General features: G+C 56.8%; 14 protein-coding genes. 4 read left to right on the forward strand and 10 right to left on the reverse strand.

The features are described from left to right. Position 1: 1 nt before the first annotated feature. Complete coding sequence (locus tag CQ011_RS04595; protein WP_105675154.1) at positions 2-391, reverse strand: MGMT family protein; 390 nt, start codon at positions 389-391, stop codon at positions 2-4. 87 nt (positions 392-478) lie between these two features. On the opposite strand from CQ011_RS04595, the gene CQ011_RS04600 reads away from it, so the two are divergent. From CQ011_RS04600 to CQ011_RS04615, 4 genes are all read left to right on the forward strand, one after another. Continuing rightward, positions 479-1162: a 3'-5' exonuclease gene (locus CQ011_RS04600; protein ID WP_105675156.1), complete on the forward strand. Its 684-nt coding sequence runs from the start codon at positions 479-481 to the stop codon at positions 1160-1162. Positions 1163-1406: 244 nt separating this feature from the next. Then, positions 1407-2399: a methionine ABC transporter ATP-binding protein gene (locus CQ011_RS04605; RefSeq protein ID WP_105675158.1), complete on the forward strand. Its 993-nt coding sequence runs from the start codon at positions 1407-1409 to the stop codon at positions 2397-2399. Between the two features lie 3 nt (positions 2400-2402). Beyond that, positions 2403-3083: a methionine ABC transporter permease gene (locus tag CQ011_RS04610; protein ID WP_105675160.1), complete on the forward strand. Its 681-nt coding sequence runs from the start codon at positions 2403-2405 to the stop codon at positions 3081-3083. 105 nt (positions 3084-3188) lie between these two features. After that, complete coding sequence (locus tag CQ011_RS04615) at positions 3189-4040, forward strand: MetQ/NlpA family ABC transporter substrate-binding protein (protein ID WP_105675162.1); 852 nt, start codon at positions 3189-3191, stop codon at positions 4038-4040. Positions 4041-4106: 66 nt separating this feature from the next. On the opposite strand, the gene CQ011_RS04620 is transcribed toward CQ011_RS04615, so the two are convergent. The 9 genes from CQ011_RS04620 to hemE all read right to left on the reverse strand — a co-directional run bounded on the left by CQ011_RS04620 (position 4107) and on the right by hemE (position 13988). Continuing rightward, entirely contained in the window at positions 4107-5027 is a 921-nt protein-coding gene (locus CQ011_RS04620; RefSeq protein ID WP_105675164.1) for an amidohydrolase family protein, read from the reverse strand. A gap of 150 nt (positions 5028-5177) precedes the next feature. Then, positions 5178-6485, reverse strand: a complete 1308-nt coding sequence (hemL, locus tag CQ011_RS04625) for a glutamate-1-semialdehyde 2,1-aminomutase (RefSeq protein WP_105675166.1) — start codon at positions 6483-6485, stop codon at positions 5178-5180. Continuing rightward, the gene (gene hemB / locus CQ011_RS04630) at positions 6486-7472 is read right to left on the reverse strand and encodes a porphobilinogen synthase (protein WP_105675168.1); all 987 of its coding nucleotides are present in this window, start codon (positions 7470-7472) and stop codon (positions 6486-6488) included. A gap of 25 nt (positions 7473-7497) precedes the next feature. Then, entirely contained in the window at positions 7498-8280 is a 783-nt protein-coding gene (locus CQ011_RS04635; protein ID WP_105675170.1) for a uroporphyrinogen-III synthase, read from the reverse strand. Between the two features lie 8 nt (positions 8281-8288). Then, complete coding sequence (hemC, locus tag CQ011_RS04640) at positions 8289-9263, reverse strand: hydroxymethylbilane synthase (RefSeq protein ID WP_105675172.1); 975 nt, start codon at positions 9261-9263, stop codon at positions 8289-8291. After that, positions 9260-10465 (reverse strand): ferrochelatase, encoded by a 1206-nt coding sequence (locus CQ011_RS04645; RefSeq protein ID WP_286161090.1) that lies wholly within the window; start codon positions 10463-10465, stop codon positions 9260-9262. The genes hemC and CQ011_RS04645 overlap by 4 nt, the downstream gene beginning before the upstream one ends. After that, positions 10462-11148, reverse strand: a complete 687-nt coding sequence (hemQ, locus tag CQ011_RS04650) for a hydrogen peroxide-dependent heme synthase (RefSeq protein ID WP_105676102.1) — start codon at positions 11146-11148, stop codon at positions 10462-10464. The genes CQ011_RS04645 and hemQ overlap by 4 nt, the downstream gene beginning before the upstream one ends. A gap of 84 nt (positions 11149-11232) precedes the next feature. Further along, the gene (gene hemG / locus CQ011_RS04655) at positions 11233-12813 is read right to left on the reverse strand and encodes a protoporphyrinogen oxidase (protein WP_105675174.1); all 1581 of its coding nucleotides are present in this window, start codon (positions 12811-12813) and stop codon (positions 11233-11235) included. Positions 12814-12932: 119 nt separating this feature from the next. Then, the gene (hemE, locus tag CQ011_RS04660) at positions 12933-13988 is read right to left on the reverse strand and encodes a uroporphyrinogen decarboxylase (RefSeq protein ID WP_105675176.1); all 1056 of its coding nucleotides are present in this window, start codon (positions 13986-13988) and stop codon (positions 12933-12935) included. Between the last annotated feature and the right edge of the window lie 18 nt (positions 13989-14006).

Below are 14006 nucleotides of genomic sequence, written 5' to 3' on the forward strand. Positions count from 1 at the left end.
TTCATAGTTGATCATCCGCTGGCGACAAGTAGCTTGCTTGCAACGCCGCTTTCAAAGATTGAATTTGCTCCCACTGTGCATCATCTGGTTGCCACCGTGCTTGGCTCATATCGACGCGTTGGCCCTTGCGCGGGGTATCTTCGCTTACCCACGCGGTATTGCCTTGCTCAGCTAGGAGAGGTGGCAGCGTGCCATCGGCGCGGATTATTCGCCACCAAGGTGTAGCTGACGGTGAAGATGCCATAGCTTTTCCCGCTTGCCTTGGGCCACCACTACCCAGCAGCTCTGCAACGTCACCATAACTAAGGACCACGCCTGGTGGAACTAATGCCGCGAGCCGGTGAACGGCTTCGGCGTATTCGAGACTTGCGGGTGTGGGTACGGTGCTCATGTCACCATTGTGCCAACTTCAAGTTCCTCATCCACAACCGGAGCGTCAGTGGAATAGTTGTAGGAACGAACGGGTAGCGTTGTTTCTATGAATGAATGGCATAAGGGTCTTGTCGTTGGCTTTGATTTGGAAACCACAGGAGTCGATACCAACACCGCTCGCATTGTCACCGCGTCAGTGGTTCTTCTCGATGCTCAAGGGCAGGTAGTGAATCAGCGCGAGTGGCTCGTTGACCCTGGAGTTGAGATCCCCGAGGCAGCGACCGCTGTGCACGGTGTTTCCACCGAAAAGGCACGTGCTGAGGGAATGCCTGCCGCGCAGGGTGTTTCCGAGATCATCAATTTGCTTCAATTTGCTGCCCAGCAGTCCCCGATTGTGGCGTTTAACGCGTCCTACGATTTTTCGGTTCTGCATGCCGAGGCGTTGCGCTATGACCTAGTACCGCTCATTCCGGGGAACGTGATCGATCCGTTCATCATTGACAAGCAGGTGGACAAGTTTCGCAAGGGAAAGCGCACACTTGCCGCAGCCTGTGAGCATTACGGTGTAGTTCTCGAAAATGCGCACACCTCGTTTGCCGACTCTGTCGCATGTGTTGGTGTGGCTCGCGCTATTGCGGAAAAATATCCACAGCTTCAGGTGGACCCACAAGACTTGCATGGTTGGCAGATTGGTTGGGCTCGGGATCAAGCCGCGAGCTTCCAGGAGTACCTACGAAAGCGTGATCCTCAGGCTGTTGTTGACGGTGCTTGGCCGATCAAAGACAGCTAACGGCCTGATTTTCCACTAATTGTTGTTCACTTCACAATCTTTAAAATGACTCTTCCGAATTGCCGGGCAAGTCAATCGTTCATCTTCAGTCACAATTCAGCGAATCTTCTTCGACAGCATCGTCAATTACACCCGAAATTAAGAATAGTTACCTTATTCTAAGGGGCGTTAGGGCGATATTGTTCGATGATGATTCAATGGAGGGTACTCTCTATACCCCTTGAGAATTGAAGGAACGCGCCTAGTGATCACAATTAGTGACCTGCGTAAGGTCTACCGCCAAGGCAACAATGACGTTGTTGCCCTCGACGGTGTGAGCCTTGAAGTCCCCACCGGGAAAATTCACGGCATTGTTGGGCACTCCGGAGCTGGTAAATCCACGCTCGTTCGATGCCTGACATTGCTTGACCAGCCGACCTCCGGCACCGTTGCAGTTAACGGCAAGGAGTTAACTAACGTCAGCGACGATGAGCTGCGTAATGCCCGCCGTCGTATCGGTATGGTCTTCCAGCATGCGAACTTGTTCGATTCGCGCACCACCGAACAAAACATTGCCTACCCACTAGAACTGGTAGGTACACCCAAGAAAGACGTTGCGAAAAAAGTTTCGGAACTTCTTGAGCTCGTGGGCTTGACCCAGTTCGCTAAGGGCTATCCCTCGCAGCTTTCCGGCGGTCAGCGCCAACGCGTAGGTATTGCCCGCGCCCTGGCCACCGACCCCGATGTGTTGCTCTGTGATGAGCCGACCAGTGCGTTGGATCCACAGACCACCGATGAAATTCTTGAACTTGTCAAAGAACTACGCAACCGCCTGAACATCACCGTGTTGATCATTACCCACGAGATGCACGTAGTGAAGCAGGCCTGTGATTCGGTGTCCCTTCTTGAAGCCGGCAAAATCGTTGAACACGGCGACATTGAAGCGGTCATTACAAACCCTTCAGGACGTTTGGCTGCAACGCTACTTCCGCTTCCAGGCGACGCACCGCAGGTCGAGGGTGCCGGACCGGTGGTAGATCTGCTCTACACCGGTGATCAGGCAACCGAACCTGTCATCTCTGGTATCGCACGTAAATTCAACACCGATGTCAACGTTTTGGCTGGCTCTGTTGAACACTTAGGCGACCAGCAGTTCGCCCACTTGCGCGTGCAGCTTGCCCCTGAGGCAGATCTTGGCGCAATCGTGGAATATTTGAAGTCCGCTGGAATCGCAGTAACTGTGAAGGAGGCCAAGTAAGTTATGGATTTCTTCACTGAACTCTTGAACAACCCAGGTATCACCAGGGCTATGTGGCCGGCCACCGTGGAAACGCTACAGATGGTCCTGATTGCTACAGTCTTCACCATTGTCATTGGTTTACCGTTGGGAATCTTGCTGCATAACACCGGCAAGGGCGGACTGCTACCCGTTCGTTGGCTGAATGTGGTGCTTTCGGGCATCATCGTCAACATCACCCGTTCGATTCCGTTCGCCATTCTGATGGTGGCGCTGATTCCCTTGGCCAAGGCCATCACCGGCGAGTCACTCGGCCCGGTGGCGGCCTCCGTGTCATTGACCATCGGTACGGTTCCTTTCTTCGCTCGACTTGTTGAAACTGCGTTGCGTGATGTTTCATCAGGCAAGGTTGATGCGGCATTGGTGATGGGATCCACCAAGATGCAGGTTATTCGCAAAGTCTTGGTACCCGAAGCGATGCCAGGACTTATCGCCGCACTGACTACCACCGTGGTCACGCTCATCGGTTATTCGGCAATGGCCGGACTCGTCGGCGGCGGCGGTCTGGGGCGCCTAGCTTACAACTATGGCTTCCAGCGCTACGACATGGGAATCATGTTGGTCACCATGGTTATCATCCTCATCATGGTCCAGATCGTACAGATTGTTGGCGACATCGTCGCTCGCAAGATCGATCACCGTTAGATAATTTTCCGTCGGTCACCCGACGGGCTTGGTAGGCAGTACTGCCATACCAAACCTCCCCTTTCGTTACCGGCAACGGTTCGTATTCAAAGGAAAACACTCACAATGCGTACAAAGCTCGCACTTGCCATCACTGGTGTCGCTACTCTCTTTGCGGTGACCGCCTGCGGTAGCACCGGATCCGCCGAACCATCGGCAGCACCTAGCCTCGACCCAGCAAACCCTGTAGTCGTCAAGGTCGGCGCAAGCCCGGTCCCACACTCACAGATTCTTGAATTCATCGATCAGAACTTGGCTAAGGATGCCGGTATCGACCTGGAAATTCAGGAAATTGATGACTACCAGACGCCAAATATTGCTTTGGCCGATGGCACCATCGATGCTAACTACTTCCAGACCGAGGCGTACCTGGCACAGCAGGTTGCCGACAAGGGCTACGAATTCGAACACGGTAAGGGCGTCCATTTGGAGCCACTGACCGTTTTCTCGAAGAATTTCGACAAGCCTGAAGACGTCGCCGACGGCTCAATGGTGCTGCTCAATAATGACCCGGTGAACCAGCTTCGCGGGTTGCGCGTACTGGAAAGCGTAGGACTGCTTTCGGGTCTCACCGACGATGATTCAGCACTGACCCTTGACGGTGACGACACCAAGAACCCGAAGAAGCTCACTTTCGATGAAGTGAACTCGGAGCAGGTTCCAAAGTTCTACGCCGAAGATGACAACATCGGGCTGGCAGTGATCAACGGAAACTACATCGTTCAGGCGAAGCTGAACCTGGATGAAGTACTTGCGCAGGAGTCCTCCCAGGACAACCCGAACTCGAACTTCCTGACCTGGCGTGCAGACGAGGAAACTCCAGCCATTGCCAAGCTTGACGAACTGCTGCACTCCGAAGAAGTAGCCGCATACATCAAGAAGACCTGGACCGACGGAAGCGTTATCCCAGCTTCATAAGGACTCCACAGTGCCTTACGTAGCGCTCCTTTGCCCACCGGCAGAGGAGCGCTACGTTGCTTAAGCTCAAGAATCTGCCTCACCAGATAAACCTAGTAGCTTGGATCCATTGCCCCAAAGCACCGCTCTGAGCCAGGCTCTCCCAAGCCCTAAACGGGCTAGTGCCTCGATTTGGTGGGCGTAGGCATACGGAATATTCGGGTAGTCCGAGCCGAGAATGATCTTGTCCTGTAAGGCTGGCAAGCGGTTGATATAGCTATCTGGCATCGGCGCAAATTCATTGGTGAAGTCAGTACCTACCATGGTGGTGTCTAAATGTACGCCCGAATATTCCTCGGCTAAATCCGCAAACTCGTGATATTCGGGCATGCCCATATGCGCAATCACCAGCACCAACTTGGGGAAATTCTCCATGAGTTGGCGGACATGTTGCGGACCGGTGAAACTACCGTCGAGGGGTGCGGATCCGGCGTGGATTACCACCGGGATTTGCGCTTGTTCAAGCGCTTTCCAAGCTTCATCGAGTTGTGCATCATCCGGTGCGAAGCCACCGACCTGAATGTGGAGCTTAAATAGTTGTGCTCCGGCGTCGATTGCGTCTTGGACGTAGGTGCCAGCTCCGGGTTCCGGATAAAAAGTCGCACAGTGCAAGGCCCCGGATACGCGAGTGCTGAAGTCTTGTGCCCATTTATTGAGCCACATCGCCATGCCTGCCTTATGGGCGTAGGACAATGCAGGAATAGCTGCTAGCCCGATCTCGCGAAGCCGTCTAATACGCGATTCCTCGTCCATTCGATACTTAATGGGCCACGGGCGGCCATAACTTTGTTCTGCCCGATCAAAGTACGCCCAGACTTTCTGCAGCATTGGTTCTGGGAGGAAATGCACGTGAATATCGGCGAGGCCCGGGATACCGAGATGCTCTAAGAATTCGGGGATCTGTTGATCTGTTTTTGGTACCAGATGTTCCGAGACGACGTCTGACATATACCGTTCCTCATATTTCTTGCAACTATTGGTGTTCTTGCCAAGCTATCAAGATCGACTCTACAAGTCCCCCTTGAAATCTCCAGGGTATAAAAAACCGACGTACCAGCTTCCCCATTGCGGAAAGCTGGTACCTCGGTTTTTAGGGGGTTACGCGGTGGCAGCAGCGGCAGCCTGAGCAGCCGCAGGCAGTGCTGCGTAGATCTTCTCCATGGCAGCATCATCATGCGCTGCAGAGATGAACCAAGCTTCGAACACACTTGGTGGCAGGTAGACACCTGAGTCAAGCATTGAGTGGAAGAACGGTGCGTAGCGGAACGCTTCCTGAGCCTGTGCATCTGCGTAGTTATGTACGCCCTTGGCCGAGGTGCCAAATGCTACGGAGAACAAGGAGCCTGCGCGCTGGATCGAGTGATCTACCCCTGCCTCGTTGAAAGCTTCGCTGAGCTTCGCCTGCAGAGCGTTGGACTGCTTGAGAATGTGAGCGTAGACCTCATCGGTGGCGTGGGTCAGCTGAGCGATACCGGCAGCCATCGCTACCGGGTTACCCGAAAGCGTGCCAGCCTGATATACCGGGCCCAACGGAGCTAGGTAATCCATAACATCGGCGCGACCACCTAAGGCAGCGGTCGGAAGGCCACCACCGATGACCTTACCGAAGGTGTAGATATCCGCATTCCAGCCTTCATCCTTGCCACTCAGACCCCAGTAACCGGAAGATGATGCGCGGAAGCCGGTGAGTACTTCGTCAAGAATCAGCAGTGCACCGTACTTGGCGGTGGTGTCCTTGAGGAACTTGTTATAGCCTTCCTCCGGGGTGACTACGCCCATATTGCACGGTGCTGATTCGGTGATCACGGCGGCGATATTCGCCCCGTGCTCAGCGAATGCGGCTTCAACCGCTGCACGGTCGTTGTATGGCAATACGAGGGTTTCGGCCGCAGTGGCCGCGGTGACTCCAGCGGAACCTGGTAGCGCCAAGGTTGCAACGCCCGAGCCGGCATCGGCCAAGAGGCTATCGAGGTGGCCGTGGTAGCAACCAGCAAACTTGATGATCAGTTCTCGACCGGTGAAGCCGCGGGCCAAACGCACCGCGGTCATCGTCGCTTCGGTACCGGTGGAGACCATACGTACCCGGTCTACCCCTCCGACTCGATCCTTGATCAGCTTCCCAAGCTTCGCCTCATCCGGGGTAGATGCGCCAAAGGACAGCCCGCGGTCAACAGCTGCGTGAACCGCCGACTGAATTTCGGGGTGAGCGTGACCCAATAGGGCTGGACCCCAGGAGCAGACTAGGTCAACATATTCTTTGCCGTCTGCGTCGGTCAGGTAAGCACCCTTGGCGCCGACCATAAATGGTGGCACGCCACCGACGGAGCCGAAGGCACGAACTGGCGAGTTCACGCCACCGGGCATGACTTCTTGAGCCTCGGCGAAAAGCTTCTCGGAATTCGACATTTATTTCTTTCCTTCGTTCAACCAGCCGGCAACTTCGGCTGCGTAATAGGTCAAGATCTGTTCGGCGCCCGCACGACGAATCGACAGCAAGGACTCCATTACGGAGGCCTTACGGTCAATCCATCCATTGGCCGAGGCAGCTTCGATCATCGCGTATTCACCGGAAATTTGGTAAGCGGAGACCGGTACCGGCGACATCTGTGCGATGTCCGAGACGATATCTAGGTAGCTCATGGCTGGTTTCACCATGACCATATCGGCACCTTCGGCGAGGTCCAGCTCAACCTCTAGCAGTGCCTCGCGGCGGTTCGACGCGTCCATCTGGTAGGTGCGGCGATCGCCTTGCAACTGCGAATCGACGGCTTCACGGAACGGTCCGTAGAAGGCGCTGGCGTATTTTGCCGCGTAAGCCAGTACCGCAACGTCTTGTTTGCCGGCCTGGTCGAGGGCCTCGCGAATGACGGCGATCTGCCCGTCCATCATTCCCGATGGGCCGAGGATATGCGCGCCGGCTTCAGCCTGCATCACTGCCATTTCGGCATAAATTTCTAGGGTGCGGTCATTGTCCACCGCGCCCTTTTCATCAAGCACGCCGCAGTGTCCATGAGAGGTAAATTCGTCCAGGCAGACATCGGACATGATCACTAATTCGTCGCCCACTTCTTCGCGGACGGCGGCGATGCCCCTATTCAAAATCCCCTTCGGATCGATCCCGGCGCTGCCGGTCTCATCGCGATTCTCTGGAATACCAAAGAGCATAATGCCGCCCAAGCCACGCTGCGCTGCATCCGCCGCGGTAGCCTTGAGCGAATCCATGGTGTGTTGCACGACGCCAGGCATGGAGGTGATCGGGTTCGGCTCGGTGAGTCCCTCACGGACAAAGGCGGGCAGGATCAGCTGTCGCGAGGAGAGCTCAAATTCTGCCACGAGTCGACGAACTGCAGGATTCTGCCGGAGTCGGCGAGGTCGGTGCTGAGGGAAACCCATGTCACTTCTTTCTAGAATTGATAATTCACTTTTTGATTAGTTCTTGGGCAGCTATGGCCAACCCCGTGGGGGTTGGCTCACTGGCAATCGCGTCCGCTGGCAAACCTGCCTGGCGCAGGGCCTGCGCGGTTGGCTGGCCAATAGCAATGTTTTTCATGCCTTTGACCGGCAAGTCACCGGTTAGTTCAACAAAACGCCGCACGATGCTTGGTGCGCTAAAAACCACTAGGTCAAACCGTCCAAGGTTCGCTGCGATCTCCTGCGGTGCAAGTACTTGTGCCGCGGCTGGCACTTCCCTGGTACGTAATGGGACTGCCCCACTGGGCGCGCCAACGGTCTGGTAAGCCACAACCTCATCGAGCCGATGGCCGGCCAGTCCTGCCGCAAGAGTAGAGCTGGCAAGATCCCCATGTGGATAGAAGATTTTCTGTCCTGGGTCCAAGTGCCATTGCTCCACCATCCCGGCCGCGGATTGATCCGTGGGGACAAAATCGGAGTCAACACCCAAACGCTGTTTGGCTACCGCCGCGGTTTTTGTTCCAACCGACGCAACCTTCAGTCCGCGTGGCAGCTGATCTCCGTCGAGGATCGTAGCGATGACCTCAACGGTATTAACCGAAGTGAGCACCAACCACTGATACTCCCCTGCGACTAACCATTGAATCGAGCGGCGCAATTCGCGCAGATCCTGCGGCCAGACGGTTTCGATCAGCTGGGCAGAGAAAGATTCAATGCCCAGCTTCTCAAATTCCCGCACGGTGGCGGCGGCTCGCGCCGCCTCGCGCAAGATGAGTGCCTGGTGCTTCATGTAACCGCTTAGACCAAACCCGCGACGACAGCTGCGCCGTCGGCGATCATCGACTCGGCGAGGCTTCGTCCAAGTTCTTGGGCGGCTTGCACCGAAAGCCCGTCACTTTGAGCGCTACGGCGCATGGTTTCGGAACCGTCCGGGTTACAGGCGACGGCTTCCAAGATCAGTCGCTGCCCCTCCACTCGAGCCAGTGCACCAATCGGAGCTGCGCACCCTGCCTCCAAGGCAGCCAATAGTGCGCGTTCGGCTTCCACCTGCATACGTGTGGGCAGGTGGTCCAAGTCCGCAAGTGCCTGGTCCAAGGCCGGATGATCCGAACCGGTGCTGCGCACTTCCAAGGCGAGGGCGCCCTGCCCGGGAGCTGGCAACATGATCTTTGGGTCCAGATATTCGGTGATGTGCTTGTCCAAACCTAACCGGCGCATCCCGGCGGCAGCCAAAATCACCGCGTCCAGATCGCCCTGCACACTACGTCCGACACTGCCGTCATCATGGGTATCACCAATCCCCTTGACCCGACCAAGTCGGGTGGGGACGTTGCCACGAATATCGACAATCTGGAAGTCTTGACGGAAAGCCAAAAGCTGGGCCGCACGGCGTGGTGACCCGGTACCGATTTTTGCCCCTTCGGGCAATTCGGAGAGTTTCAGACCATCGCGGGCGCACAATGCGTCACGCACGTCTTCACGTTCTGGAATGGCTGCCAACACTAGGCCTTCAGGCTGCTTGGTCGGCAAATCCTTCAAGGAGTGCACCGCCAAATCGCATCCGGAATCTAGCAGATGCTGACGCAATGCAGCCGCGAAGACTCCGGTCCCGCCCAGTTGTGACAGTGGGCCGGTGATCACGTCGCCTTCGGTCTTCACCAAAATGGTTTCCACCTCCAGCCCGGAAGACTGTGCCAATCGTTTAGCTGCCCACCCGGTTTGCGTAGTCGCAAGCGCGCTTCCGCGCGTTCCTACACGAAATGTCTCGCTCATGGCGCAGGCACCCCCACTTCTGAATCGACGCCGGCGATGGTGGGGCGCAAGGTTCCATCCAGCGCGCGCTTTTCACAACAATTCGGACGACACACATCAAACCATGGTCCGCCCGCCACTACGCTGATCCGTCCGTCGCGCAATGCTTCGCCATTGGCATCGGCCAAACGCTCTTCAACCAAATCCACCAGCCCAGAAACGAAGGCGTGGTGTGTGCCAGGAGTCGCAGCCCGACTAAAGGCCAGGCCAAGTTCTGCGCAGCTGTCCTTCGCTTCGGTGTCTAGGTCCCAGAGCACTTCCATGTGATCAGAAATGAACCCAATCGGGACCACAACAACGCCGGCTACTCCGGCGGCCGCATCGGCTTCAAGTGCATCATTAATGTCTGGTTCGAGCCACGGCACGTGAGGTGCACCGGAACGTGACTGGTACACCAGGCTGTGTTCCAAACCCTGTGCTTCGGGTACGTTGGCCAAAATATGTGCTGCTACTGCACGGTGTTGCGCGGTGTAAAGATTCTCGCTCGCCGCGGCGCGTAACTGCTCCGGACCAGCCGCGTTAGCGTCCGCCATCGGAATCGAGTGAGTCACAAAGACGATCTTGATCTTCGCGTCGCTTTGGTTCTTTGCGCTCAGTTGCGCACGAACCTCGGTTATTGAGGTGCCTAGTGCCTCAATGAACGGCTGCACAAAGGCAGGCGTATCAAAGAACTGGCGCAACTTATCAACTTCGAGCACGCCTTCCAGACCGGTCTCGCGTAAGCCCATACCTAAATCTTCGCGGTACTGGCGGCATGCCGAATACCCGGTGTAGGCACCGGTGCCCATCAGCAGCACCTTGCGGTGCCCGTCGGCTGCGATGTTCTTCAACGTGTCGTTGACGAACGGGTGCCAGTTGCGGTTACCCCAGTACACCGGAATATCAATATTGCGCGCTTCAAGTTCGGCTTCCAACGCGGCTAGCAATGCACGGTTCTGGCCGTTGATCGGAGAAATCCCACCGTTTTTGCGGTAATGCACCGCGACTTCTTCAAGGCGCTCGTCGGGGATCCCACGGCCGGCGGTGACGTTGCGCAGGAACGGGATCACGTCGTCTTGACCTTCGGGACCTCCAAAAGAGGACAGCAGGATCGCATCGTAGGCTTTAGGAATCATTTGACCGTTGGCGTCGTAGCCGGTGCGTGGATCGAAATCCTGGGTCACTTCAAGACCTCGATGGCCTGGGCGGCCGAGATCCGGCGTCCGGTGTAGAACGGGGTCTCTTCGCTGACGTGGTGGCGTGCTTCGGTGTAACGCAAGTGACGCATCATGTCGACTAGGTCGATCATGTCATCGGCTTCCAAGCAGATCTGCCACTCGAAGTCGCTGAAGGAGAACGCTGCCACGGTATTTGCCAGTACGTTAGGGAATTCGCGTCCAAGCATGCCGTGGTCGCGTAGCATCTTGCCACGTGCCGCAGGATCCATGGTGTACCAGTCGTGGGAGCGGACGAATGGGTAAACAGTCATCCAGCCCTTCGGATCCACACCACGGGAGAAGGCTGGCGAGTGGTCCTTAGAGAACTCGGCTTCGCGGTGCACGGCCATCGTGGAGTACACAATTTCCGTGCCAGCAAGTAACGCACTGCGACGGACCTTACGCATCGATGCCTGCAACAGTTCAGCTGCCGGACCGTGCATCCAGACCATAATGTCGGCTTCTTGGCGCATCAGCGACACGTCGTAGATGCCACGAACGACCGCACCAGAGTCGGCAAGTTCCGCGATGAGCGAGTCAAACTCTGTGGCGTCAGCCTCGCCCAGTTCCACCTTGGCGGAACGTTTGAACACGGTCCACAGGGTGTAGAACATGGTCGGGTTTTCTCCGGCGGCCTCACGGTCTCGCATGACCGGCGAATTATGCTGTGGTACGTAGCTCACTGAGGTTTTCTCCTTGATCATCTGATCTAACTTAAGCGGTTATCTCGAAAATTAGCGGGCGCTAATGGCAACGCTGCGGCGAGTGTGGCCGATGACTCTGGCCAACCCGGTGCCGGCAAGCCATGCGCCCACCACATCCAAACCATCAAAATCTTGTACTGCGGCGTTGAGCTTAGCGCGGCGTGCGCTCGCCTCCTCGCCCTGCAACGGGACCATGTCGTTGAAACGCGAAATAGCGCTGCCCACCACATCATCCTGGTTCAATTGAACACCTAAAATCTTTGAAGCATCTTTGATGGCCTGCTCAAGCAATGCTTGGGTATCGCCTGATTCAACGATTGGCTCATGTTGTCCGATACGCCCAAAGGACAGCCGAACCACATGAGTTCCGGGTCCCGACTGCTCGGCGAGCCAAGGCCATTTGGCGCTGGCGTGAGTCAGCGCCTTGGCGACAACGGGTGCGTTTTGCGCAACTAATGCCCCTGCCCCTCGCGGTGCCTCATCGAGTTCTGGCTTATCGACCACCAGCACAACCAAGGCGACGGAGTTCGACACTGCCTCGGAGCTGATGCGCTTTGAATCTTCAAACATCGGGTTGATCAGATTCAGCGCTGCTTGCGCTTCGGTAGCGATGACTACGCGGTCTGCGGTGAGTTCTTGGCCAAGGCTGTGCACCGTGTACGGGTGCTGTGCTTGGGGATCATGATCGATTTTACTGACCGGAGAGTTCGCTACCAGCGCCACTGATGCTGCAGTCAGCTGTTCGGTGAGCGTGGTGACCAGCGTGTACATGCCGCCATCAAGTCCAGCGACGCGTGATCCTGCCGGTGCGTCTCCTTGGAGTTTGGCGACCGCTTTAGCCAGCGAGCCGGTCTCTTGCATTGCGGCGCGGAGCCCAGGCGCGGCAGCGTCGATGTCGATGCGCGCTGGATCTGTGGAATAGACGCCGTTGACCACTGGGGCAACTAGGGCGTCAAGGACGCCTTGCCCCATCCGGTTACGGACTACCTCGGCCAGAGAGAGTTTTTCCGTGGCCCATTTTTTGGGCATGGGAGTGACTAGATCCGCCGCGGCGCGCACGGTGGCGGCACGGCCGATGATGCGACGCACGTCGTCGTTGCGCACCTGCGCTGGGATCCCCATCAATGAGGTGGCAGGCAATGGATTAGCTACCAGGCTTTCGCCTTCACCCTGAATCAGCCAAGCCCCGACACCGGTGGTTGGCGTGATTTTATCGCTCAGGTCCAGCTCGTCTAGGTAGGAGACCACAGTGCCTCCGCGCACCGCGAAAGACTCGGCGCCTGCGTCGATATTCAACCCGGCAACTTCTACACGGCGCAGACATCCACCAAAGCTTGATGCCGCTTCTAGGACGGTGACCCGGTATCCGGTCTGGCGTAGTTCACGGGCGGCAACTAGCCCGGCGATGCCGCCGCCGACCACGATGGCGTGTGGTGTTTGTGGATCGGTGACTCGATCTTTTGTTGTGCGGGATTCGGCCGCGGAACGTACCTTTTCCAGTAGCCGCAGTGCATGGGCCGCCGTGTCTGAGGCGAGGTCACGCCGTGCCTTAGTGGCTGAACGCTCGCTTGGTTTTTCTGACGCCGGGGAGTTGCGCTGATTCCTGGTCATATACGCTGCACCTTCCACATTCACCTCGATGTTCGCCTTATTTCTGACTGCGCCGAGATTACCGGCGCAGTCAGAAATAAGGGTGATCTGTCTATAACACCTAGCTTAGTCCTGCGTGGTTAGAGCGAATGAATGAGCTCAACCACACGAGTGAGAACCGTCGGATCGGTGGTCGGCGGGACACCGTGGCCAAGGTTGACCACATGTCCACGTGCCTTCGCGCCGCTGGCCACCACCTGACGAACATGTGCCTCAAGCACTTCCCAAGGAGCAGAGAGTAGTGCAGGGTCAATATTTCCCTGAACCGAGACGCTCTGACCTAGGCGTTCAATGGCGGTTTCCAATGGAATCCGGTAGTCCACGCCCACGGTGTCAACACCGGAATCTCGCATAGCGGTGAGCAATTCACCTGTGCCGGTACCAAAGTGAATCAGTGGCACCCCGGTGTCACGCACGAAGTCCAATGCACGCGAGGAGTATGGGGCGACAAACTTCTGGTAATCAGGCAGGGACAGGGAACCTGCCCACGAGTCAAAGAGCTGTGCGGCCGAAGCACCGGCTTCTACCTGTGCACGGAGGAACTTGCCTGAAGCATCTGCCGCCCAGGTCATCAGCCTGTCCCAGACTTCTGGTTCGGCATGCATCATGGTGCGCGGACCTAGGTGGTCGCGGCTTGGCTTGCCTTCAACCATGTAGGCAGCCACGGTGAAGGGGGCACCGGCGAAGCCGATCAGCGGAGTGCTGCCCAGTTCAGCAACGGTCAAGGCCACCGCTTCACGGATTGGGTCCAACGACTCATCGGTGAGTTCTGGCAGATTATCTACGTCTTCTGCGGTGCGGATTGCCTTGTCCAAGACCGGGCCAACACCGGGAACGATATCCACGCCAACGCCTGCAAGGCGCAATGGAATCACAATGTCGGAGAAGAAGATGCCCGCGTCAACCTTGTGGCGGCGTACTGGCTGCAGCGTAATTTCGCTGGCCATTGCCGGGTCTAGGCAGGAATCGAGCATGCTCACACCTTCGCGGAGCTTGAGGTATTCAGGCAGTGAACGCCCAGCTTGGCGCATGAACCACACCGGGTGGTGGCTCGGGGTGCGTCCAGTCAAAGCTTGGATCAAAGCGGAATCGGAGGTACGTCCATCAACGAAGGGATGGTTCTGCGACAGAGTCATGTTTCAATCATGCCAACT

It is taken from the genome of Arthrobacter sp. MYb213 (genome assembly GCF_002979915.1).
Lineage (GTDB): Bacteria > Actinomycetota > Actinomycetes > Actinomycetales > Micrococcaceae > Glutamicibacter.